Here is a 24,307-nt window from a genome sequence, read left to right on the forward strand (position 1 = left end):
GTCTGTTCCTTTTTGTCTTCCTGAACAGCTCTACCACGGATTGTCGCCGATGCCCGCGGATTGAACTGCAGAAGCACGCGACTACTGCGGCACCATTTTCACGAAGCCATCGTACTTCCAGGTGCCGCCTACGCGGAGCCAGCGTTCGCAGAAGGTGTAACGGTTCGTCTGCGGCAGCTGCCCATCGAGGGCGGGGGCGGCGGTGAAGTGGGTGGTGTACGAGAGATTGATCTCGTGCGGGAGTTCACCGCGCTCGATGCGCGTGATCGCTACCCACACACCGGTAGGGGTGGCGCATCCCACGCCGCCCACCGCTGGGCAGGGGTCGATGTCGAGGGCGCGGGTCTCGGGCCAGTCGGCGATCGGGGCGAACGCGATCGTGGCTAGTGTTTGACCATTGTACTGCCGCACCGCCTCGCTCGTGGCCGCCCGTCCGAATCGTTTCGCGCTGTACTCCGCGATCGGGACGCCGGCCGGCCGGTCCTGAGAGATGATGCGGTAGATTGCCTTCGACACGAGCGACTCGGCGTCCGGTAGCGACCACGCCCCGGCCAGTGCCTGCTGCGGCCGCGCGGCGCTGAGCCGTGGCTGGGCCGACATCGGTTGCCACGGGGCGACCAAGCCGAGTACGACTAAAGCCGCGACCGCGATGAAGCGGTCACGAGGAGCGCGAGACGGAACGGGCGTGAGCAAGCTGGTCGGCATGGCTGGTGGTGAATGCTACACTATTCTCGTCAGCGCGTCGCTTGGCTCGCGGAGTTTCGTCCCAGCCAGTGTTCCGTGCGGTGATGCGGGACACGTCACCGTCACACCACTCGCATGAGGCGTGGCGCTGTTCGTGTACATGCTGCAGGTGCCGGCCAATCGCATCGGCTATACCGAGCTCTCACTGGGTCAGCTCAAGATCATTCAGGAGGCGATCGCGCTGACGGTCTTTGTCCCGTTCGCGGTGCTGTACATGAAGGAACCGCTCAAGCTGGACTATCTGTGGGCGGCGCTGTGTATTGTGGGGGCGTTGTACTTCATGTTCCGAGGCAGCACAGCTGAGCTTTTGCCTCAGCCACTTGACAGCGTTAAGTGAACCTCTCACCTTTCGGGTCATGAACACCTCCGCCATCCGCACCGCTTCGCTGGCCCGCCGGGAACGGCAAAAGGCCGAGACGCGCCAGGCTATCCTGGACGCGGCGCGGGAGCTGTTCGTGACCGATGGCGTGGAGGCCACCACGATGCGGGCGATCGCGGCCAAAATCGGCTACACGCCAACCGCGATCTACCACCACTTTCGGGACAAGGACGCCCTGATCGTGGAGCTATGCATGGCCGACTTCACCGCGCTCGGTCAGGCCATGTACAAGATCGGCCGCATCGAGGATCCGGTGGAGCGGCTACGGCGGATGGGCTTGGCGTACACCGACTTTGCGCTCGATAATCAGAGCCAGTATCGGTTCATGTTCATGACATCATTAAAACATCCCATGGTGGATGCGGCCGGAAATATCGTGAAGTCGCCCGACGAGGACGCCTACGGGTTTCTCCTCCAGACGGTCACCGAAGGGATCGAGAAAGGCGTCTATCGCCCCGAGCTGAGCGATGCCCCCGAGCTGGCCCAGATGTTCTGGGGTGGCATCCACGGCATCATTTCTCTCTGGTTTACCCACTGCAACGAACCCCACATCGTGTTCCGCGACCCCCGCGAAACGGTCCGCACCATGTGTGACGCGATGATCCGCGGAAGCCTCCGAAACTCTGCCTGACGGAATTCCATCCGGTTCTTAGCTCCACCCGACGCCTCGGCGTCTTCTTTTGGCCCATCGACTTAACACTGTTCTATTAACGATCTATGTTCTACACACTACCGATGTTCAGAATGCGTCACTGGCTGCTTCTACGCCTCACTGCCGCGCTTACGGTCGGTGGCGCCGCTTCGGCCAAAGCGCAGAGTCCGCCCACCGCCCGCCAACTGCTCGACCGCTATGTGGCCGAGGCGCTCGCCGCCAACCTCGCCCTCGCGCAGCAGTCGGCCGCGCTCACCCGCGCCAACGCCGGCGTGCGCGAGGCCAACGGGCGATTCCTCCCCTCCGTCGGCCTGAACGCGCGCTACTCCGAATTCAGCGGCGTCATCAACATCGGCGACTTCATCAATCCGGCGTACCGCGCGCTCAACCAGCTCGTCGGCGAGTCACGCTTTCCGACCAACGTGAACGCTTCGCTCCCGCTGCGGCAAGAAACCAAGTTCGAGCTCACGCAGCCGCTCTTCAACGACGCCCTGTTCGGTGCGCGTGCCGCCGCGCGGGCCCAACGCGACCTGGCCGGCGCCACCCGCAAGGGCGCCATGCGACAGCTCGCCGCCGACATTCAGCAGGCTTGGCTCGGCTACGCCAGCACCGTGCGCGCCGTCGAGACACTCGAGTCTACGCTGCCGGTGCTCGACGAGAACGTACGGGTGAGCGAGCGCCTAATCGGTGCCGGACAAGCCACTCCCGACGTGCTGCTCCGTGCGCGGGCTGAGCGAAGCGAGCTGCTCCAGCAAATCGAGGAAGCGCGACGGCAGAGCAACGCCGCCCGGCGAGGCTTCAATGTGCTTCGCAATCGTGACGATGACGCGGCCATCTCGCTCGTGGACGACAGCACACTGCTTGCCGTCGACACGCTGTCGCGAAGCGCGCTGCTGGCCCATGCCCTCACGCATCGCGAAGAACTCGCGCAGGCCGGCACTGGTATCTCGTTGGCCCGCGCGCAGCAGCGCATTGCTACGGCGGCCTACCTGCCAAGCCTGGCACTGGCCGCCAGCTACGGCGTGCAGGGTGATCGCTATCGCTTCAATACTCGCAGCGACGTGAGCCTCGCCTCGGTGGTGCTGTCGTGGAACGCCTTCAACGGTGGACAGGACGCCGCCCGCCGCGAACAAGCCAGCGCGACGCGAACGGAAGCGGAATACCGCCAGCGTGAAGTCGAGCGCGCCATTGGCCTGCAGGTGTTGAACGCGTACGACGCCGTGCAGTCGGCGCGCAGCACGCTTGTTACCGCCGATGACCGCGTAGCCAGTGCCGAGCGCGCTTTCGCGTTGGTGCAGCGCCGCTTCGCCGAGGGACTCGCCACGCCAGTGGAGTTCCTGAGCGCACGCACAGCGTTCACGTCGGCGGCGATCAACCAGGTGATCACGCGCTTCACCTTCGCCACCCGTGTGGTGGAACTCGAACGCGCTGCTGCCTTGCGCGCGCTCCCCAACTGAATCGCTGCGCCGAGCCGAGGACCACGCATGCCTAACCCCTCCACCCCCACGATCATGACAAAAGCCATCAACAACCCGCGCACCACGCACATGCTTCGCCCCACCATGCTACTGTCGGCGGCCATGGTGCCACTGTTGGCGGCCTGCGATAGCGCTCCGGCAGCAGAGCAGGACGCCGCCGCTCGTGCACCGGCGGTGTCGGTGAGCGTCGCCACCGTCACGAGCGCTACACCCGCCAACGCGGTAAGCGCCACGGGCACCTTCGGCTCGCGCGATGAAATTCCGCTGGCGTTCAAGATCGGCGGAGTGGTATCGCGCGTCCTGATCGATGAGGGAGCGACGGTGCAACGCGGCCAGTTGCTGGCGTCGCTCGACCTGCGTGAGATCAATGCGGCCGTGGACAAAGCGCAGGTGGGTTTCGACAAGGCCCAGCGTGATCAGGCCCGGGTGCAGCGGCTGGCGGCTGACAGTGTGGCAACGCTCGCGCAGCTGCAAGACGCCACGTCGGCGCTCGAGGCCGCGCGGTCGGATCTGGTCTCGGCCAAGGTGAATCGCGAGTACGCCACCATCGTGGCGCCGGAAGGAGGCATCGTACTGCGGAGCCTCGTCACGGCCGGCTCGAACGTGTCGGCGGGCACCCCAATCCTCCAGCTCGGCGGCTCGCGTCGCGGTCGCGTGCTGCGCGTGGGGCTACCCGATCGCGATGCGCTGCGTGTGCAACTGGGAGACGCCGCCACGGTGCACTTCGATGCCTTGCCATCGCGCACCTTCACCGGCCGCGTGCAGCTGGTGGGTCGCTCGGCTGACCCACGCACGGGCACCTATGCCGTCGAGATCACGGTGAACGGTGCCGACGCGCTGCCCAGTGGACTCGTGGGCGCGGTTTCGATCGCCGCTCGAGCGTCTACAGACGCTGCCACGCGAGGCGCCTCGATATCGGTGGACGCGTTGCTCGAAGCGGATCGCGATGCGGCCACCGTGTACACCGTAGCGGCTGCGCGTGAGGCGCCAGGCGAGTTGATTGCGCAGCCGCAGCGCGTGCGCGTGATGGGCGTACGCGGCGACCGCGCCACGATCGAAGGGCTCGCGCCCGACACCCGTATCGTGACGCGCGGCGCGCCGTATGTCACGCCCGGAGCGCGCGTGCGCATCGTCACGGCTGATACGCTCAACGCGGCCTTAAAGGCCACAGCGTCACCGGCCACGCCGGTGAAGCGCACGGCGGTGCTGCCATGAACTTCCTGGGCAAGCTGGCCGAGTTCTCGGTGAAGCGGTGGCAGTTCACGGTGCTGCTGTTCCTCATGTTCGGCGCACTTGGCGTGACGAGCTGGATGGCGATTCCACGCGCCGAGGATCCCGATTTCCCGGTGCCGATCTTCACCACGGTGGCCGTGTATCCGGGCGCCTCACCGGAAGACATGGAGCAGTTGGTCACCGAGCCAATCGAGAAGAAGCTCAAGTCACTCACCGAGGTGAAGAAGCTGGAGTCGACCAGCAGCGACGGGCTGTCGGTAATCAAGATCGAGTTCGAGGCGGAGTCGGACGCCGAGCGCAAGTACGACCAAGTCATCCGTGAGGTGAACGCGCTGCGCGCCGAACTGCCATCGGCATTGCAGCGGCTCGAGGTGCTGCGCAATGAGAACTCTGACCTTACGGTGTTTCAGGTGGCGCTGGTGGCGCCGCAGGCACCGTATGCGCAGGTGGACGACATGGCCAAGCGTTTCGAAGACGCGCTCGAGCGCGTGCCTGGTGTGAAGAAGGCCGAGCGATGGGCGGCGCCCCCGCGCGAAATGCAGGTCACGCTCGATTTGGGGCGCATGGCGCGACTGGGCCTCACGCCGGCGCAGGTACTGAACGCCCTCGGCAGCGACAACGCCCAGATCCCCGGCGGATCGGTGGATGTCGGCACGCGTCGCTACAACATTGCCACGACCGGTCGCTACAAGAACGCCGAGGATGTGCAACGCACGGTGATCGCGGGCGCCAACGGCGCCATCGTGCGCGTGCAGGATGTCGCCACGGTGCAGTGGGGCGATGGCGACGCGGTGCACATGGGTCGATGGAATGGTCAGCGCGCGATGTGGGTGACGGTGGCGGTGCAGAAGGGCAAGAACGTGTCGGCGGTCAAGACCGACGTGTGGGAAGCGCTCGATGCCCTCGAGAAGGGCTTGCCGACGGGCATCACACTGGCGCGCGGCTTCGATCAGTCGCAGAACGTGGATACGCGCCTTGCACGGCTGGGTGAAGACTTTGCCATTGCCCTCCTGCTGGTGCTGATCACGCTGTTGCCGTTGGGCACGCGGGCGTCGGTGATCGTGATGATCTCGATTCCGTTGTCACTGGCCATGGCGGTGATGTTGCTGTACGCCACGGGCTACAGCATCAATCAGCTCTCCATCGTGGGCTTCGTGATTGCGCTAGGGTTGTTGGTGGACGACTCGATCGTGGTGGTCGAGAACATCTCGCGATTTCTGCGCAACGGATACACGCGCACCGAGGCGGCGATTGAAGGTACCAAGCAAATCGGCGTGGCCGTGTTGGGTGCGACGGGCACACTGATCTTCGCCTTCCTGCCGCTGTTGTTCCTGCCCGGTTTGGCGGGAAAGTACATCCGGTCGCTGCCGATCGCGGTGGTGTTCGCCGTGGTGTCGTCGCTGTTCGTCTCGCTCACGATCATTCCGTGGCTAGCCAGCCGACTCATGCCGCGCACCGAGCACGCCGAGGGCAATCGGGTGCTGCAGTGGCTCGATCGCGGCATTCATCGCACCTACGCGCCGCTGCTGCATCGTGCGCTGGCGGCGCCGCGCACGACGCTCGTGCTCGCCCTGCTGCTGGTGGTGGGATCGGTGGCGATGGTACCGGCGGTGGGCTTCTCGCTGTTCCCGAAGGCGGGCACGCCACAGTATCACGTGGACATCGAAACGCCTGAAGGCACGTCGCTCGCGGAAACCGATCGCGCGGCGCGCTATGCCGAAGCGGTGATCCGGCAGCATCCTGCTACGCGAGGGGTGTTCGCGAACGTAGGCAAGGACAATCCGGCGGTGTACTACAATGTGTTCCAGCGGGCCGAGGCGCCGAATCGTGGGCAGCTGATCGTGCTGTTGAAGGAGTATGACAATGGGCGCACGCCACTGGCGCTCGACTCGTTGCGGCAGCGGTTGGCGTTGTATCCGGGCGCGCGCATTGAACTGAAGGAGTTCGAGAACGGACCGCCCATCGACGCGCCGATCGCGATGCGCATTGAGGGCACCAGCCTCGATACGTTGCAGCGGATCGCCGCGCAGTACGATGCCGTGTTCAAGCGCACTGAGGGCACGCAGTACGTGAACAACCCCGTACGGCTGCGGCGCTCGGATCTCACGCTGGTGGTCGACAAGCAGAAGGCGGGCTTGCTGGGCATTCCGAGCGTGGAAGTGGAGCGCACGCTCCGGTTAGGGATCGCGGGGCTGGAGGCAGGGGAGATCCGGGGCGCCAACGGCGACGAGTATCCGCTCATGGTGCGTATCGCGCACAACGGCCGTCCGGCGCCCGAGGCACTCGATCGCATTCAGGTCGCGAGCGTGACGGGGGCGATGATACCGCTCTCGCAGATCGCGACCATGCGCTTCAGCGCGTCGCCGACCACGATCGATCATGTGAATCGCCAGCGCTCGGTCACGATCACGAGCTACGTGCGCTCTGGGTACAACACCGACGCCGTCACCAAGCAGGTGATGGCCGCGCTCGATTCCATCGCGCTGCCGGTGGGATACGTGATGCATCCGGCCGGTGAGATCGAGAGTCGCGAGGAAAGCTTCGGCGGCATCGGCGGCGCGATCATCGTGGCGGTGTTCGCCATTCTCGCTATTCTGGTGCTCGAGTTCCGCGACTTCCGCACCACGCTGGTGGTGGCATCGGTGATTCCCCTGGGCTTGGTGGGCGGTATCGTGGCGCTGCTGTTGAGCGGCTATACACTGTCGTTCACGGCGATGATCGGCTTCGTGGCGCTGGTGGGCATCGAGATCAAGACCAGCATTCTGCTGGTGGACTTTACCGACCAACTTCGGCGACAAGGGGTGAGTCTCGATGATGCCATTCAGCAGGCTGGCGAGATCCGCTTCTTGCCGATCGTGCTCACCACGATGACGGCGATCGGCGGGCTCCTGCCGCTCGCGTTTCAGGGATCGGGTCTCTATTCGCCGCTGGCGTGGGTGATCATCGGCGGACTGGTGTCGAGCACGCTTATTGCGCGATTGGTAACGCCGGTGTTGTACAAGCTGCTGGCACCGGCGCTGGAGGAGCGTGAGGAGGCGGAGCTGGTGCGTGGTTCAGTGCATCTGGTGCCGTCTCCCGTCTAGAGAGACGCTGCCAGCGACGGTCGTTCACTGACCACGAGACCTCGCCACCGGTCGGGTTCGCCTGCCGCGACATCGCGGTCGCGGCAAGCGCGGACGTCTTGCCCATCCCATATTCAGACGGTGGCCCTCCGCCACCATCGCTTTTCCCAACCGATCAGGATGTTTGCCGCCGATGGCCGCAGAGAGACTCGAGGTATCGGCGTCAGTCCCGATCGTGGATCGCCACCAGGCAGTGCTGAACGCCATGGACGAGGGGTTCTGTATCGTCGAGCTGCTGTACGACGATACGGGGCGCGCGGTCGATCATCGGATCCTCGAAGCGAATGCGGCTTTCGAACGACACACCGGTGTGCGCAATCCCGTGGGCAAGTGCGCGAGTGAACTGGTTCCTGGTGGCGAGCAGTGGTTCAATGATCTGTATGGACGTGTCGCGGCGACGGGTGTGCAGGAGCGAACGGAGACCGGATCGGAGGCAATGGGTCGCTGGTTTCAAATCAGCGTGACGCGCGTCGGGCTCGCGGCGAATCACACGGTCGCAGTTGTCTTCATGGATATCAGCGAGCGGAAGCAGGCCGATTTTGCGCTGCAGCGTCGCAGCGCGCAGTTCGAGACCTTGTTGAATGAGGCCCCGCTCGGCGTATTCCTCATCGACGCCGATTTTCGGGTGCGCGCCATGAACCCCGCAGCGCAGTCGACGTTCGAGGGGATTGCGAGTGTCATCGGTCGCGATTTCGACGAGGTCATGCACATTGTCTGGCCGCCCGAACGTGCGGACGGCTTCGTGAAGATCTTTCGGCACACACTGGAAACCGGCGAGCCGTTCGCGACACCCCACGAAACGGAAATGCGCGCCGACCGCAGGGTGACCGAATACTACGCGTGGCAGATCAACCGCATCTCGCTGCCCGAGGGCGGCTTCGGCGTGGTGTGCTATTTCAGCGACACCTCGGCGAGCGTGTTCGCGCAACGGCGCCTCGCCGATTCCGAGGCGCAGTATCGACAGCTCTTCCAGTCCGCGCCGATCGCCATGTTCGCCTGCGACGCGTCGGGCGTATTGCTGTCGTACAATGCACTGGCGGTCGAGGTCTGGGGTCGGCAACCGGAGCACGGTCAGGACAGGTATGACGGCGCCATCCGGCTTTGGCGGCCGGATGGAACCGCGTTGCTCGACGCGAACAATCCGATGGTCGCGGTCCTCAGCGGCGACGCGCCGGTGCGCAACCTGCATGTGCTTATCGAGCGGCCCGATGGCTCGCGGCTCCCGGTGTCGCTCAGTATCGCGGCGCAGTCGAACGCGAACGGTGAGACAACGGGTGCGATCGGTTCGTTCATCGACATCAGCGATCGCATTCGAGCCGACGAAGCGCGCGCGGAGTCGCAGCGCCAACTCGAATTCGTGATGGACTCGATGCCGCAGAAGATCTTCACGGCATCACCGGAGGGAGAGATCGGGTATCTCAACCCGCAATGGATGGAGTACACGGGATTGCCGGCCGCCGATATACGAGACTGGAGCGGCTCCGCACTGATTCACCCCGACGACTTGTCGATGACGATAAGCATCTGGCAACGGGATCTCCCGAATGGCACGCCCATTCACATCGAGCATCGCTTCCGGTGCGCTGACGGAACCTATCGTTGGCATATCAGCCGGGCGATCCCGATGCGTGACACCAGCGGGGAGCTGATCATGTGGGTCGGCTCCAGCACAGATATGCATGCGCTGCGCGAAGCCGCGATCGACTCGCAGCGTGCCGGCGGTGTATTAGCCGAAGCGGACCGCCATAAGAACGAGTTTCTGGCGACCCTTGCCCACGAGCTGCGCAATCCACTCGCGCCGATTCGCAACGCGCTCGATATACTGACGCAGGGTGAGCCCACTCCTGGTGTCGTACAGTTCGCATCGGGCATCATCGAACGGCAAACGACACAGATGATCCGTCTGGTTGATGAGCTACTCGACGTGAGTCGCATCAGCCGTGGCACCATCGCCTTGAAGCGTGCCACCGTGGATCTGACCATGGTGATTGAACAGGCGATCGAAACGGCGCGTCCAGCCATCGAACGCGCGGGGCATGAGATACAGGTCTCGTTTGCCGTGGAGCCGTTGTACATCGATGCCGATGCGACTCGGCTCATTCAGGTTTTCGGGAATCTGCTCGATAACGCGGGCAAGTTTACGCCGTCTGGTGGACGCATCGTGATCACGACGCAGCGACAGGGCGATGAGGCGGTGATTCAGGTGCACGACAACGGCGTTGGCATCCCGACGTCGATGCTCGGCGCCGTCTTCGAACTGTTTCGTCAGGTGGACCACACCCTCGAGCGCGCCCGCGGCGGACTCGGGATCGGCCTCAACTTGGTACAACGACTCGTTGAGCTGCATGGCGGGTCGGTCGATGCCATGAGCGAGGGACCGGGAACGGGGAGCACGTTCACCGTGCGGCTGCCGATCATGGTCGACGCGTTCACACCGACGCCCATCCGAGAGGTTGCATCCGAACAGCTGGATCGCGCCGCGGGCCGGCGGGTGCTGGTGGTGGATGACAATCATGACTCCGCCAATTCGTTGGCCCTCGCGTTGCAGCTTCGCGGGAACGAATCGCGAGTGGCGTTCGACGGCATGGAGGCGATCGAGGTGGCTGAACTGTTCCGCCCTGAGTTGATCGTCCTGGACCTTGAAATGCCGAAGCTCAACGGCTATGACGCAGCACGACGTATTCGTGCGGAGCCGTGGGGACGTTCCATCGCGCTGGTCGCCCTGACCGGGTTGGGGCAAGATGACGACCGACGACGATCGCGCGATGCCGGCTTCGTGGCGCATTTGGTCAAGCCCGTCGACCACGCGGAGCTGGCGCTGCTGCTGGCGCGGCTGCCGCAGGTCGACGCCACCGCATCGGCGTAGCGCACGCGGAGCAGATCGGTGTTGTTACGGCGCGATCCGCGGTCTCCGTGATCTGGCTGTTTGCGATCTCTGCGTGACACAATCGGTGGCGTACCGGCACGATCGCAACAGCTGGAACACGGATCACACCGATTGCACAGAAGCAACACAGATAGGCAAACGGCGCGGGCCGCGCATACCGCGGGTCGCGCGAGCTGCCGCTGGTCGCCGTACGGGCACTTGGGAGACTGAAAATCGAAGGTTGCTGCGGTTGACTCGCGTCGTAGCCGAATCGTGAAGCGTCCAGCGTCGCCCTCGCTGCTTCCGGCGGTCGTGACCTTGATCCGTATCGGGCGGTCACGCGGCATGCCGCCAAGGAGATAGCGGCCGGTCGCGTCGGCTCGCCGCGCGACTGCCAGTACGCCAGCGACGCCGGTGCCGGCCCGCTCGTAGCGTAACGTCGATGCTACTGCGGTCTACTCCGGCGATACCACGTGCCAGTGAGCGCCTTGATCCCAAGCACCACGATCGACACCCCAAGGCCAATCCACGGACCACTGAGCGGCAGCAGAAGAATCGGCAGGAATGTCCAGTACTGGAACGGATACACGTCCAGGCTCTCGTCGCCGAGCGCAGCGAGAACGCGGTGAACCGGATAGCTCTCACCGCGATTGTCGCTGGAGATCGATCGTATCGACCGCGTGCCATCACTTTGAATCGAAACCAAGTCGACGTCCATTCGGCGTCCCGGCGGACGCAAACGGCCAATCAACAGGAATGATCGCTTCGTTGTCTGCTCAGCAAATCGCTGGACGGTGATCCATCGGTGGTATCGGCCGAGATTCTCCATTCCGGCCCGGACCTCGGCCGTTCGCGCTGCAAGCACGACGGTGTCGTTCACGAGCACCGACGCCTCAGCGGACTGGCTGACCTGCGAGCGGTCCTTCGAGTGGGGCAGTGCATCGACCATGCGAACGGACTGTCCAGCGAACTCAACTGGCAACGACAGCATCGGCTCGGACTCGAACGCGACACGCCCCTTTGCATTGAAGGAGGCCTCGCGCAATTGCTGCGTCACCGACACGGCGGATACGCCAAGCAGCACCAGCATCGCCCACGTACTCGTCGAGAATTGTCGCATAAGTTCGCTCCCGTTGTTCAATACAAGCATGTGCGAATCCGTCACTACAGCCTCGACCTTTGTCGTACACCCGGAGCAGATCCGTGCCGTGCCCGCGAAAATCCGCGTTGAGGTTGTTCCGGCTGTTAGCGATCGGTCCATGACACAACCGGTGGCGAATCGGTACGATCGCAACAGCTGGAACACGGATCACACCGATCACACAGAATCAACACAGATAAGCAAACGGCGCGAGGGCATCCATCGCACCTCGACCGGTGGTCGCCGGTGTTGTTCAACAAAAAATGATGGGCCGTCGTGCCAGCGACGACCTTTGTCACACACGCGGAGCAGATCCGTGCTGTTCCCGCGAAAATCCGCGGTAAGGCTGCTTCCGGTCTGTCCGTGACACGACCGGTGGTGAATCGGACAGATCGCAACGGCCGGAACACGGATCACATCGATTACACAGAATCAACACAGATAAGCAAACGGCGCGAGTGCCTCTTTCGCACCTCGAGCGGAGCTCGCCCGCGTTGTTCAATCAAAAAATGCCGGGCCGTCGTGCCAGCGACCTTTGTCGCACTCGCGAAGCAGATCCGCGCTGCGCCCGCGAAAATCCGCGGTAAGGCTGTTCCGGCTGTGAGCGATCCAGCCACCACGCGACCGCCTAGCAGCGCGCAGCGGCCCGCAACGCCACCCGTCCCGGCCAATCAGACCCCGTCGCGACAACATTGCGGGTCGCCACGGCGTAGCCCATAGTTGGTCCCGCCCGCGTTCCGACGGGCCGTGTCGGTCCACCTATGCTCATCTCGCTCATGCGAAATATTTGCGTCCTTGCCCTCGGTGCCGGTTTGACCGGTCTGATGGCCAGTCCGCTCGTAGCCCAGACGGCGCTGCCGCCAAAGGCTTCAATCGACGATGCCGTCGTCAACGCCCTGCGTTGGCGCAACATCGGCCCCGCCAACATGATGGGGCGCATCGTTGATATCGAAGGCATCGCCTCGCCCTCGAAAACGTTCTACGTGTCCACCGCCGGCGGCGGCTTGTGGAAGACCACCAACAACGGCACCACGTTCAAGGCTGTGATGGACACGGCCCGCGTGTCGTCGGGTGGTGATCTCGCCATCGCCCCATCAGACACCAACGTGATCTACTGGGGCACCGGCGAAGCGAACTCGCGCAATTCCATCTCCCCGGGCGGCGGCATCTACAAGTCGGCTGACGGCGGCAAGTCGTGGACGTTCCTGGGCCTGGCCGACACGCGGTCCATCGGTCGCATTCAGGTACACCCCACCGATCCCAACACCGTGTGGGTGGCCGCCCTCGGCCATCCGTGGGGACCGAACAAGGAACGTGGACTCTACAAAACCACCGACGGCGGCAAGAACTGGCGCCTCGTCAAGTTCATCGATGACAAGACCGGCTTCGTGGACGTGCAGCTCGACCCGCGCAATCCGAACACCGTGTGGGCCTCGAGTTACGAGCGCGTGCGCGGACCGTATTTCCTGAAGTCGGGCGGCACCGGATCGGCGCTCTGGAAGAGCACCGACGGCGGTGAGACGTTCACCGAAGTGAAGGGCGGCGGATTCCCCGCCACCACCAAGGGACGCATCGAGATCGCGATCGCGCGCTCGAATCCCGACGTGATGTACAGCATGGTCGAAGCCGACACGGCGCCCAATCTCAAGAAGGACGCCAAGGTCGCGCCGCAGAAGCGGCCCAGTGGCCTGTATCGCTCGGAAGACGGCGGCAAGACGTGGGCCTACATGAGCCCCGAGAACACGCGTCCTTTCTACTACTCGCAGGTGCGCGTCGACCCGAAGGATCCGAATCGCGTGTACTGGTCGTCCACGCCGGTGAAGTACTCGAGCGACGGCGGCAAGACGGCGGGCAGCACCACGGAAGGCATTCACGTGGATCATCACGCCATGTGGATCGACCCCAATGATCCGCAGCGCATCATCACCGGCAACGACGGTGGTATCGGCGTGTCGAACGATCGCGGTGGCAACTGGTTCTTCCCCAACTCCATCGCCATCGGCCAGTTCTACAACATCTCGGCCGACATGGGCGTGCCCTACCGCGTATGCGGCGGCTTGCAGGACAACGGATCGTGGTGCGGTCCGAGTCGGCGCAAGCAGGGTCCGGTCACCAACGCTATGTGGCACAACGTGGGCGGCGGCGACGGGTTCGTGACGCAGCAGGATCAGACGAACACCGACATCATCTACTCCACGTCGCAGGGCGGCAACATGGGTCGCCTGAACTTCGCGACCGGCGAGCGCACGGGATTGCGCAAGCCCACGTGGCGCGACGGGGGCTACCTGCAGTGGAACGACTCCATCTACGCCGTGTGGCCCGATACCACGAAGCCGGCCACTGCCTCGCAGAAGAAGCAGATGGCAGGCTATCGCACCCGTCAGCGGGCCGACTCGGTGGCGTATGCGCTTCGTTGGAACTGGAACACGCCGTACATCATCTCGAAGCACAATCCGGCCACGCTGTACTTCGGCGCCAACCGCGTGCTCAAGAGCGTGAAGTATGGAGACGAGATGTTCCCGATCTCCGGCGAACTGTCGTACGCCGACTCGGCCAAGCTGTTCGTGGCGCTCAAGACCACCGGCGGCATCACGCCCGACGTGACGGGTGCGGAAACGTTCGGTACCGTGGTGTCGCTGAACGAATCGTCGGTGCGCCCGGGGCTGCTGTACGCCGGTACCGATGACGGACGCGTGTGGCTCACGCGCAATGATGGCGCGCAGTGGGAAGAAGTGACGAAGAATTTCACGGGCGTGCCGGCGGGTAGCTACGTGTCGCGCATCGAGCCGTCACACTTCGACAGCGCGACCTTCTACGTCACGTTCGACAATCATCGCAACGACGACTACACGCCGTACGTGTTCATGACCACGAACTTCGGCCGCACGTTCACGTCGATCGTGAACAACCTGCCCAAGGGTCAAACGGACTTCGTGCACGTGATCCGTGAAGACACGAAGAATCAGAACCTCCTCTTCGTGGGCACCGACGTGGGTGCATACGTGTCGATCGATCGCGGGCAGTCGTGGCAGCGCTTCATGAGCGGTCTGGGCACCACGCCGGTGCATGATCTGCTCATTCACCCGCGCGACGGCGAGCTCATTGCGGGCACGCACGGTCGTTCGATCTGGATTGCCGACATCACGCCGCTGCAGCAGCTGACGCCGGCCGTGATCGCGGCCAAGGCCACGCTGTTTGCACCGCGCACGGCGTTCCAGTGGGGCGAGCAGACGATCAACGGCGGCAACGTTGGACAGGGTGTGTTTCAGGGCCCGAGCCCGACGTACGGCGCCTCCATTTGGTACCGGCTGTCGGAGAATGCTGGTGGCCAGGTGCGTATGATCGTGCAGGACGCCAGCGGCGACACGATTCGCTCACTCACGGGTCCCGGCCAGCCTGGCTTGCACAACGTGGTCTGGGACATGCGCGCGCAGCGCCCGGCGCCGGCGCGGATCGCACTCACGCCGGCGCAGGTGCGTGACAGCGTGAACACGCAGCGCCGTGTATTGCGCGCGCTCGATTCTCTTGAGAAGGCGGGTGCCGTACCGGCCCCGATGCTGGCCATGATCCGCACCACGGTGCAGACCGGTCAGCAGCCACCGCAGATGGCCGCGATGTTGGGTGGCGCATTCGGTGGCGGTGGTGGAGGGGGTGGTGGCGGTGGTGGTGGACGTGGCGGCGCCGGCGGTTTTTTCAGGATCGTCCCGGCGAAACGCGGGCGCTGCCGAGTTTTGCCGCGGCGGCAGGTGGCCGTGGTGCGGCCGGTGGGGAAGGCGCGGCGGAAGCGCCGGCGGGTCCGGCCGGATTGCAGGCGGTGTTCGGCCCTCTCCGCGATGCGCTGGGTGATGACTTCGCCGCCATCGGGATCTTCCCGGGCGGCGGTGGTGGTGGTCGCGGCGGCCGTGGCGGTCAGAACACGCTCGCGGGCACCGGCGACTACAAGATCACCATCATCGTGGGTGGCACGTCGTACTCCAAGCTGCTGCGCATCGAACGCGTGAGCGGCGGCGAAGGCGGCGGCGGGTTCTTCGGGCTCGACGACGACGAACGTCGCGAGCCGTAATCAGGCTGCGACGTGCACCAGGGGCCGCGACGCAATCGCGGTCACTGGTGTCGGCGCCGGTCGGGCAATGAGATAGCCCTGCACGTACTTCGCGCCGTGTTGCTGCACCCATTCCAACTCGCCCTCGGTCTCAATGCCTTCTGCCAGGGCGTCAATGCCGAGGGCGTTGGCGACGTCGAGCAAATTGGCGGCGATGCGCGCCTTGTACGGGTCCCGATCCACGTCGCGCACGAGCTCCATGTCGAGCTTGATGACGTCGGGGCGAAGCAGGTGAATCAAATTCAGTGACGAATAGCCGGCGCCGACATCGTCCAAGGCGATGCGAAAGCCGGCGCCGCGATAGTAGTCGAGAATGTTGCGCAGGTGCTTCGGATCGTGTGTCCGCTCCGTCTCCACGATCTCGAACACGACGTTGCCGCGCTCGATTCCCGCCTCGTCGATCGCGGCCACGGTGCTGCGGAGACACGCTTTCGGATCGTAGATAGCCGTTGGCGCAAAGTTGACGAACAGTGCGTGCGCGAGCTGGTGGACGTGCGCGTTCGCAATCGCCGATCGGCGCGCGGCGAGATCGAGTTGAAAGAGCAGTCCGGCGCCGCGAGCCGTGTCAAACAGGGTGCCGGGCGAGATGAAGCTCCCATCGGGATTGACGCCGCGAAGCAGCGCTTCGTATCCGTAAATCCGGTCGGGACGATCGGCGTGTACGATGGGCTGGAAGTGCGAGGTCAGGCGACGTTCGCGCATTACGGCCATCAGCCAGCCGCTGCGTGCGCGGATGATGGCGCGCGAGAGTGGCTCCACCCGCGCGATGTCATTCGCCGTCGGTGCCTCGCCCGGCAGGCAGAACAGCGCGCGCGTATCGTCCTGCTCCACGGCCGACAGTGCGTCGCTTAAGGCTTCGGCCACCGCCTCGCTCTGTGATGGGCAGATGTGAAACGCCGTGCCGTCGCCAACCGACGGGCGTCCCTCGATGGCGAGCCCGCGGAGCGCGGCGCGCACCTTTCCCGCAACGTGATCGGCCGGGAACCAGCAATGCAGATCGCCCGCCGACAGTTCGGACATCGGCAGCACCTCGCATCGCGCACAAGGGCGCGCCCTACTCGACAAGGCGGTCGCCTCGCTCATAAACACATCCGGACGAAAAATCGCTGAGCTGGCTTGGGTACGACGTCGTACGCAAAGCCGAATTGTGCCGTAGGGCACACAAAAGACAGACGACGTTTTCCAGAATCCGTCACACGTTGCGCCGTCTACTCGTTCGACTCCTCGTCGTCGTCGGAGATGGCCGCCAGTTTGGCGCCGAGCTCCGGGAATCCTCGCGCGATAGCCAGCATAGCCGGCGTTGATCTGTCGTCGGACAGCGCGTGGGCGTCGGCGCCACGTGCGGTGAGCAGGTCGCATAGCGGTTCGTAGCCGCGCGCGGCCGCCAGATGTAGCGGAGTGTTGCCGTGCGAATCGCGCGCCGTTACGTCGGCACCGGCGAAGACCAGTCGGCGCACCAGCACAGGCAGCGTGTTACCAGCCAGCGCGGCGTGCAGCGGCGAATTGCGCAGGGCGTTGGTGGAGTGCGCATCGAGCGGCGCGCCGTGATCGATCAGCAAGGTGACGGCATCGTCGCGCCCGAAGAACGCCGCCAGATGCAGCGGCGTCCAGCCATCGCTGCTGCGGCGCACCCGCGAGTCGTCGTCATTCTCGAGGCAGGTGCGCAAGGCGACCACGTTGCCAAGGGCGGCGGCTTCGCAGGCGTCGATCGGCCGACCCGGGTGTAGCAGATCGGCCAGCTCGGGCGCACCCATGTAGCAAGCATGCAGAACCAGCGACTCGCCACCCATGGCACGTGCCATCGCCAGCGACGGATCCTCAGCGAGGAGCGCGGCAATCGTATCACGATCCTTCGCGCGAATGGCGGTGAGCAAGACATCGGGGGCAGTGCGAACCATAGGTAGTCTCGTCGTCGAGATTGGCGCGTTACTCAGGGTGTGCGGGCCGCATCTTTCAGCCGGGCAACCGATTCCCGAGCCTCGCGGAGCTGCGGTTGCAACGGCGCTTCGGCGTCGGGCCAGAGCGACAAGAACTTTTCGAAGGCCGCCACGGCCTTTTGGCGTTCACCGAGCTGTTCGTACAAGCGCCCACGAATTACGTGGCTGCGCACGTACCACGGCCAGCCGACTTCTACGAAGTTGCCCGACACCATGCGCTGCACGTCGATTGTTTCGAGTAGCTCGGCGGCGCGCCGCTTGTCGCCCATCTCCGCCAACAACATCGCGCGTCCGATCGACCGCATGCCATTCATGCCGAGTGGCGATCGCCGGATGGAATCGGCCGACGGCATCGTGCGAATCGCACGCAGCGCGCGCGTGGTGTCACCAGCTTCGAGTGCGATCAATCCGTCGAGCTCGGGCAAGCCGCCGGGTGAGGTCACCGTGGCCATGGCCGACTTGGCGAATTGTGTGTCATGCGTGCTGAGATACGCCGCGTAGGCAAGACTTGGATCCCGGCGCATGACTGGCGCCTTCTCCATGCGCTGCGCCATCGTGAGTAGCGCCTGCTGGTCGGTGCCCGATAGAGGAACGCCCATCGCACTGCGAATCGACAACGCGTAGCTCTCGAGCACGAGCCGTGTTTCGGCCGACGTCGTTCCAGGCAACGATGGCAGCGCCTTGACGGCTACTGTTTTCACGTCGTCCAGCAATGACGGGGAACCGGTGAGCCCCCCCACCGTGAGCGCACCGAAGATCACGCCGATGCGCTCACCCAACCCGAACTGCAGCAGGGAGTCGGCCGTGAAGCGTTTGAGCGTCAGCTTGGCTTCGGGACCCGCACCTCGCTTGAACGCGCGGGCGTTGATGTCGGCAATAGTCCACAGGAAGGAGCTGTGCGCGACCGACGGACGGGCCATCGCCTCGTTCAACACGCGAACCGAACTATCGGGATATCCCGCCCGTACGAAATTGTCAGCCAGCACACGCCGTGCGGCACGTGCATCAGGATCGACGCTGATCCACGCGTAGGCGGCCTCACGCGCGCGCAGACTGGCGGCGGCGCGCAGGGCTCGCACCTGCTCGACCGTACCGATACGACGTTCGTATGACTCGGGGCCGCCCGCCTTAATCGAGTCGCCGACCAGAACCAGGAACGAGCCGGCCGACGACGACTGATTGTACATCTCGACGAGATGCGAGTACGCGAGATGAAACGTGGAGTCGAGCGCGATCGTGCGCCGGAATCCCTGCAGCGACTCATTGAGATAGCGCGCGGTGCTGTCGGGTGAGCGGCCGTACGAGGTGCCCCACACGAGATGGTAGTCGGCGTCGGCGAGCGCGTACCACGCCTCCGCATCGAGGGAATCGCTCGCCACCAGGCGCGCGAGCCGCGCACGCGAGGCGAGGAAACTTGAACGTACGGTGGCGGTGTCACCCGTTTCCTGCGCCATGAAGCCGCGCGTGAGCTCGGCGTTGCCCTTCACGAGTTCTTGTTGGCGCAGCGGCAGCCGTGAGGCGAAGCGCACCGATGCCTCGGCGGAGACGCGACGCATGGTGTCGGCACTCGCTTCCCAACCCAGCGCCAACGACTGGCGATAGTGGGCCAGCGCGAAGGTGGAGTCGGCGGCGATGGCGCGACGGAAGGCACTGTCGGCGGCACGAAGGCGCCACCCATTCAGATGTCGTAGTCCCTCGAGATACACACGATACGCCTGCACCGACGTCGTCGTTTGCTTCGCGAGATCGAACGTGAGGCGAGGCGCGCCCACGAGATTGAGCAGCTCACCAGCGACCGTCTCGAATACGGTTCGGGGATCACTGCCCTTCACGGCAGCGACGCGCGCCTTGTCGGTGCTGTTGCCCGATTTCACATCGTACAGGCTGGCTGTCACGATCAGCGAATCACCGATCGCGGTGAGCTGCCCCATGACCACGCGGCCGGCGCCGGCATGTCTGGCAATGTCCCGCGCCTGGTCGAGTCCGACGCGGCGAGCGTCCTCCAGCTTCGCATCCCGCAACAGGTCGAGCGTGCGCTCGTACTCCACCACGTGCAGATCTTCCCACTGCGCCAGCGACAGCGTGAGCATGTTGAGACTGCCTTCACGCAGCCAATCGAGCGACCGATCGGGTCCCTGCACCTCGAACGGGGCCACCAGCCATTCTTTGTCGTTCGTGGAGCGACCGCCGCTCATCACCACGAACACGGAGGCGGCAATCGCTAACGCGGCGCCGCCAAGTGCCATCGCCTTGTTTCGCGACGACATGCCCTTCTTCGCTCGCGCGGTGCCACCTGAGGCGCGACCGATCTGGCTGGTGGGCGTGTTGCCGTCGAAGACCTCGCCGCTTAACGCCGCGGCAAAGGCCGCCCCGCGCTGGTGTCGTGCGTCCGGGTCCTTCTGCAGCAACTGATCGACGGCGTTCGCCACATCGTCGGGCACGCTGGGGAGCGTGGCCAGCGAGGGCACCTGTTCGGTGAGATGCTTCACCAGAATCGACGCGGCCGTCGTGGCCGTCACCGCTGGCTGGCCGCTGAAGATCTCGTAGCCGATAAGACCCAGCGAGTACAAATCACTGCGCCCGTCGAGGGTGCCATCGCCGCTGGCCTGCTCCGGGCTCATGTACCGTGGCGACCCAAGCGAGAAACCGGCGCCGGTGAGACGCAGGTCGGTGGCCGCGATGGCGCGAGCCACACCAAAGTCGGTCAGCATGGCGCGACCACTCTCGCCGTCGAGCAGCACATTCTCGGGCTTGACGTCGCGGTGCACCACGCCGGCCGTATGCGCGTAGTCGAGCGCCAGTCCGAGGTCGCGCAAAATGGCGACGGCATCGTTGGTGGGGAGCGTTTGCTCGCGCGTGAGCCGGTCTCTCAGGCTCTCGCCGGGCACGTACTCCATCACGAAGTACAGCAACCCGTCCGCTTCGCCGGCGGCGTACACCGCGACGATGTTCGGATGTCGCAACCGCGCCACGGTACGTGACTCCTGGACAAAGCGCTGCCGCACGTCAGCGCTGCCGGCGACGTCGGGAAGGACCACCTTGATCGCGACCGGCCGATCGAGCGTTTCGTCCTGCGCGAGATAGACACTGCCCATTCCGCCCTGACCCAGCAGGCGGTCGATGCGGTACTGCCCGGCCAAAGCACGGGTCAGACGGGACTGGAGGTCGGCCGAAGGGGTGTCGGTCATTACGAACAACTTGTCGTCCCGCGGGGCGTTTAGCCATCGTGGTCGCGATTGCGTCACAGCCCAACCAAGTGACTCCCGCTCGCGCGACCGCGCGTTAGCATCGAAGGATGCGAAATTCTACGTGCTGGCTGATGGTAACGTCGGCCTTGTCCTTGTTGGTCGCCTGCGCGCCGTCGGCGGCCAGGCCGCCCGCAGGGCTCGCGGTGTCCGCAGCTCCCCTCGTGATCGCCCACCGCGGGGCCAGCGGACACCGCCCGGAGCATACGCTCGAGGGGTACGCGCTGGCGGTGCAGATGGGCGCCGACTTCATCGAGCCCGACCTCGTGAGCACCAAGGACGGCGTGCTCGTGGCTCGGCATGAGAACGAGATCGGCGGCACCACTGACGTCGCCACGAAGTTCGCCTCGCGCCGCACGCGTAAAGTGATCGATGGCGATACGGTGAGCGGTTGGTTCACCGAAGATTTCACACTGGCCGAAATGCGCACGCTGCGCGCGAAGGAGCGGCTATCCTTCCGCTCCCACGCGTACGATGGACAGTTCGTCGTACCCACCTTCGACGACGTGCTCGCGTTGGCCGATTCGCTGGGACGGCGTCGTGGGCGACCGGTCGGGGTGTATCCGGAAACGAAGCATCCCACCTACTTCCGTGGTATCGGACTTCCGATCGAGGAACCGATGTTGCGTGTGTTGCGCGCTCGCGGCCTCGATCGCGCCGACGCGCCGGTGTTCATTCAGAGCTTTGAAAGTGGCAACCTGCGCCTGTTGGCGACGCAAACCCGGATCCACCTGATCCAACTCGTCTCCTCGGCGCCGCAAGTCACACCGACAGCGCTTCGAGACATCGCGACATACGCGTACGGTGTGGGCGCGAACACGCGGCAAATCGTGGGTGACGATTCCGCTGCGGTGCCGACGTCCCTCATTGCCGATGCGCACGCAGCGGGACTTCGTGTCCACGCCTGGACACTCCGACCTGAGTCAGTGTTTCTTGCCAAGCGCTACGGTGGCGATCCGCTGGCGGAGGTGCGCGAGTTGGTGCGACTCGGCGTGGATGGGTTGTTCGGCGACTATCCCGATCAAGTGGTGACGGGACTGCGAAAATAGCGAATGACGCGCCGTCACATTAAGTGAGGCGCGGTTCATGCACTGCTCTCTCTCTCGGTCATTCACTTCAAGAGAGGACATCGCATGCACCGTGTGCTGCAGCATACATATCGCGTTACATCTCGCTTCGCGCTCACCGCATCTGTCGCCGTCTCGCTCGTTGCGAGCGTCGCCGCAGCGCCCGGCGCTTTCGCGCAAGGCGTGCGCTTCACGCTGGCGCCGTCGGCGGAGTACACGTGGTGGGACAAGAGCCTCGGTATCGAGGACGCGCCGTTCTATGGCGGGCGGTTCGGTGCGGATTTCGGTTCGCTGCTTTCGCTGAGCGGCTACTATCATCGCGCCAACGGTCTTGGCGTTACGCGCGACAGTCTGCGGCCGAGCGGTATCATACAACTCGGACCACGTCGCACGACGACGGACATCAGCGACTTCGGCGGCAATCTCGCGATTCGATTGAGTACGGGGCGTATCGCGCCGTTTCTATCGGCCGGCGCCGGCGTTATGCGATTCGAAGCGGATAGCATTGAGCGACAGGATCAGATCAACTATCGCTACGGCGGTGGTATTCAATACGACGCCACGCCGAATATTCGCGCCATGGTGATGCTCGAAGATTCTCGCTTCCGTTTGGCCCCGGGCACGCTCTTCACCAGCACCACTGGTGGCAACTCGCTGGCCGAACGTCGGGCCACGCGCAGCAACTGGACCGCCAGCGCGGGCTTGGGCATCGCTATCGGCGGTGCGCTCGACGAGCAGACGGACGACGACGAACGGACTGAGCGGTGGTCGATCGGGTCCGTACCGCTCGAGGCCTTCGCCGGCCGACTCGACTTCGACGACAAGTCGTTGCCGCGTCAGGCGTTGGTCGGTGTACGTACGGGCATCGACGTGGGGCAGTTCGTAGGGCTTCGTGCATTCTATTGGCAGGGTCGTTCGGGCAACCTGCGCGACAAGCAACCGATGCAGAGCTACGGCGGCGAAGCGCAATTCAACTTCACGCGGTCGCGTGGCCCGTCACCGTTCATCGTGCTCGGCGCCGGTCGCCTCGACTTCGGCGAAGACTATCGCGATACACTGGGCCGTGCGCGCGACGCGGAAACCGCGCTGATCGCCGGTGCCGGCGTGGCGCTTCGTCTCACGGACAACTTCCGCCTCAATGTCGCGGTGCGTGACTACGTGCGTGGTCCGCAGGATCTGGATAGCTTGGCCACCACCGATCAGCTTACGAACAACCTGATGTACACGGTTGGAATCGGGTTCGATTTGGGACGGTCGCGGAAGTCGATGCCCAGTCGCGACGAGCGTGATGCGCGCGCCGAACGGGAGCGTAGGATGCGTGATCGCGAGGATCGCGACGAACGCATGATTACGCGTGACGCCGACCTGCTTCGTATGCGCCGCGAAATGGCTGTACGCGACACGATCGTCGATGGTCGGGATTCTTCGATGATGATGGAACGTCGGATCGTGCGGCGGAATGCGCAGCCGCCAGTGCAGCCGGCCCGTCCCACGATGATCACGCTCCCGGCACCGACCGTCGGCGAGCTCTACATCCGCTACGGCGACAGCACGCAGCGCACGATGCGTATCACACCGGCCGATGCGCAGCGTATGTCGGACAGCACGACGACGCGCAATTCGAACGACGCGATGATTCGCGAGCTGCGAGGACAGATCGAACGTCTCGAAGCGCGCCTGCGCACGCCCGATGCGGCCAGCAAGGAGACGGTGAAGGACGAAGAAGTCCGCGCGCTGCGTGCGCGTCTCGACGCGCTGGAGACGCAGCTGCGCGCCACAGCCGCACCGGCCGCGTCGACGCCGAATGTGGTCGTGGTTCCGTCGTCCACCACGACGACGACCGTGCCGATGAACTCCGCAATGTCATCGCCGATGATGTCGGATGACGCCCGCGCGATGCGCATCCAGCAGGTCTCGCCGTATGTGGCCGGCTTCGATCAGTTGGTGATCGGCGCCCAGCTCGACATGGGCCCGGTGTTCGGGATTCCCGCTGTGCGACTGGTTCCGGACTTTGCCATCGGGCTCGGCAATGACGCCTCGGTGTCGCTGGCGGTCGGTGCGCAGTACGACTTCGGCGCGCTCCGCCTGAGCACGCCCGGTACGTATCGCCCGTACCTCCGCGCCGGGCTTGGCTTCCTCGCGGCGAGTGGGGATCGCGATTCCGAATTCGGCGTGAACGCGGCGTACGGTGTCACGTACCAGCGGGCTACGCCGGTCGGTGCCGCGGTGGATCGTCGTCGCCCGCAGTATTTCGTGGAACACCAGGGCATCAGCTTCTTCAGCACGAACCGCTTCCTCGTAGGGATGCGCTTCCTCACGAAGTAAGCCGCAGCAGGCAATG

At 64.5% G+C, this 24,307-nt stretch carries 13 protein-coding genes and 1 pseudogene; 9 read left to right on the forward strand and 5 right to left on the reverse strand.

The annotated features are described in order from the left end of the window. Window positions 1-81: 81 nt before the first annotated feature. A complete protein-coding gene (locus tag HKW67_RS16670; RefSeq protein ID WP_171226466.1) occupies window positions 82-705 on the reverse strand; it encodes a hypothetical protein in 624 nt (207 codons plus the stop codon). A 118-nt stretch (window positions 706-823) separates the two neighbouring features. Here HKW67_RS16670 and HKW67_RS16675 point away from each other — a divergent pair. The 6 genes and pseudogenes from HKW67_RS16675 to HKW67_RS16700 form a co-directional block, all read left to right on the forward strand. Then, window positions 824-1,081: pseudogene (locus HKW67_RS16675) on the forward strand (DMT family protein); the annotation flags it as partial. Window positions 1,082-1,100: 19 nt separating this feature from the next. Next, window positions 1,101-1,754 carry a TetR/AcrR family transcriptional regulator gene (locus tag HKW67_RS16680; RefSeq protein WP_171226467.1) on the forward strand — a complete coding sequence of 218 codons (654 nt, stop codon included), beginning with the start codon at window positions 1,101-1,103 and terminating at the stop codon, window positions 1,752-1,754. A gap of 86 nt (window positions 1,755-1,840) precedes the next feature. Then, window positions 1,841-3,232 (forward strand): TolC family protein, encoded by a 1,392-nt coding sequence (locus HKW67_RS16685; protein WP_206044463.1) that lies wholly within the window; start codon window positions 1,841-1,843, stop codon window positions 3,230-3,232. Window positions 3,233-3,259: 27 nt separating this feature from the next. Continuing rightward, a complete protein-coding gene (locus tag HKW67_RS16690; protein WP_171226469.1) occupies window positions 3,260-4,468 on the forward strand; it encodes an efflux RND transporter periplasmic adaptor subunit in 1,209 nt (402 codons plus the stop codon). Continuing rightward, window positions 4,465-7,569 (forward strand): efflux RND transporter permease subunit, encoded by a 3,105-nt coding sequence (locus tag HKW67_RS16695; protein ID WP_171226470.1) that lies wholly within the window; start codon window positions 4,465-4,467, stop codon window positions 7,567-7,569. The genes HKW67_RS16690 and HKW67_RS16695 overlap by 4 nt, the downstream gene beginning before the upstream one ends. 172 nt (window positions 7,570-7,741) lie before the next feature. Then, the gene (locus tag HKW67_RS16700; protein ID WP_171226471.1) at window positions 7,742-10,474 is read left to right on the forward strand and encodes a hybrid sensor histidine kinase/response regulator; all 2,733 of its coding nucleotides are present in this window, start codon (window positions 7,742-7,744) and stop codon (window positions 10,472-10,474) included. Between the two features lie 445 nt (window positions 10,475-10,919). Here HKW67_RS16700 and HKW67_RS16705 read toward each other — a convergent pair whose 3' ends face one another. Continuing rightward, a complete protein-coding gene (locus HKW67_RS16705) occupies window positions 10,920-11,594 on the reverse strand; it encodes a hypothetical protein (RefSeq protein ID WP_171226472.1) in 675 nt (224 codons plus the stop codon). Between the two features lie 797 nt (window positions 11,595-12,391). On the opposite strand from HKW67_RS16705, the gene HKW67_RS16710 reads away from it, so the two are divergent. Further along, a complete protein-coding gene (locus HKW67_RS16710; protein ID WP_171223432.1) occupies window positions 12,392-15,616 on the forward strand; it encodes a WD40/YVTN/BNR-like repeat-containing protein in 3,225 nt (1,074 codons plus the stop codon). Window positions 15,617-15,678: 62 nt separating this feature from the next. On the opposite strand, the gene HKW67_RS16715 is transcribed toward HKW67_RS16710, so the two are convergent. The 3 genes from HKW67_RS16715 to HKW67_RS16725 form a co-directional block, all read right to left on the reverse strand. After that, window positions 15,679-16,737: an EAL domain-containing protein gene (locus HKW67_RS16715; protein WP_171226473.1), complete on the reverse strand. Its 1,059-nt coding sequence runs from the start codon at window positions 16,735-16,737 to the stop codon at window positions 15,679-15,681. A 188-nt stretch (window positions 16,738-16,925) separates the two neighbouring features. Then, complete coding sequence (locus tag HKW67_RS16720) at window positions 16,926-17,615, reverse strand: ankyrin repeat domain-containing protein (RefSeq protein ID WP_171226474.1); 690 nt, start codon at window positions 17,613-17,615, stop codon at window positions 16,926-16,928. Window positions 17,616-17,647: 32 nt separating this feature from the next. Next, window positions 17,648-20,842, reverse strand: coding sequence for a serine/threonine-protein kinase (locus tag HKW67_RS16725; protein WP_171226475.1), 3,195 nt, complete (start codon window positions 20,840-20,842; stop codon window positions 17,648-17,650). 203 nt (window positions 20,843-21,045) lie between these two features. On the opposite strand from HKW67_RS16725, the gene HKW67_RS16730 reads away from it, so the two are divergent. Then, window positions 21,046-21,948, forward strand: a complete 903-nt coding sequence (locus HKW67_RS16730) for a glycerophosphodiester phosphodiesterase (RefSeq protein ID WP_230981042.1) — start codon at window positions 21,046-21,048, stop codon at window positions 21,946-21,948. 84 nt (window positions 21,949-22,032) lie between these two features. Next, on the forward strand, window positions 22,033-24,291 hold the full coding sequence (locus HKW67_RS16735) for an outer membrane beta-barrel protein (protein ID WP_171226477.1): 2,259 nt from the start codon (window positions 22,033-22,035) through the stop codon (window positions 24,289-24,291). Window positions 24,292-24,307: the final 16 nt, after the last annotated feature.

The sequence above is a fragment of the Gemmatimonas groenlandica genome (assembly GCF_013004105.1).
GTDB classification, from domain to species: Bacteria; Gemmatimonadota; Gemmatimonadetes; order Gemmatimonadales; family Gemmatimonadaceae; genus Gemmatimonas; species Gemmatimonas groenlandica.

Coding starts and splice junctions, on each gene's coding strand:
- HKW67_RS16670 (WP_171226466.1), bottom strand. CDS start 705: ATGCCGACCAGCTTGCTCACGCCCGTTCCGTCTCGCGCTCCTCGTGAC.
- HKW67_RS16680 (WP_171226467.1), top strand. CDS start 1,101: ATGAACACCTCCGCCATCCGCACCGCTTCGCTGGCCCGCCGGGAACGG.
- HKW67_RS16685 (WP_206044463.1), top strand. CDS start 1,841: ATGTTCTACACACTACCGATGTTCAGAATGCGTCACTGGCTGCTTCTA.
- HKW67_RS16690 (WP_171226469.1), top strand. CDS start 3,260: ATGCCTAACCCCTCCACCCCCACGATCATGACAAAAGCCATCAACAAC.
- HKW67_RS16695 (WP_171226470.1), top strand. CDS start 4,465: ATGAACTTCCTGGGCAAGCTGGCCGAGTTCTCGGTGAAGCGGTGGCAG.
- HKW67_RS16700 (WP_171226471.1), top strand. CDS start 7,742: ATGGCCGCAGAGAGACTCGAGGTATCGGCGTCAGTCCCGATCGTGGAT.
- HKW67_RS16705 (WP_171226472.1), bottom strand. CDS start 11,594: ATGCGACAATTCTCGACGAGTACGTGGGCGATGCTGGTGCTGCTTGGC.
- HKW67_RS16710 (WP_171223432.1), top strand. CDS start 12,392: ATGCGAAATATTTGCGTCCTTGCCCTCGGTGCCGGTTTGACCGGTCTG.
- HKW67_RS16715 (WP_171226473.1), bottom strand. CDS start 16,737: ATGTCCGAACTGTCGGCGGGCGATCTGCATTGCTGGTTCCCGGCCGAT.
- HKW67_RS16720 (WP_171226474.1), bottom strand. CDS start 17,615: ATGGTTCGCACTGCCCCCGATGTCTTGCTCACCGCCATTCGCGCGAAG.
- HKW67_RS16725 (WP_171226475.1), bottom strand. CDS start 20,842: ATGACCGACACCCCTTCGGCCGACCTCCAGTCCCGTCTGACCCGTGCT.
- HKW67_RS16735 (WP_171226477.1), top strand. CDS start 22,033: ATGCACCGTGTGCTGCAGCATACATATCGCGTTACATCTCGCTTCGCG.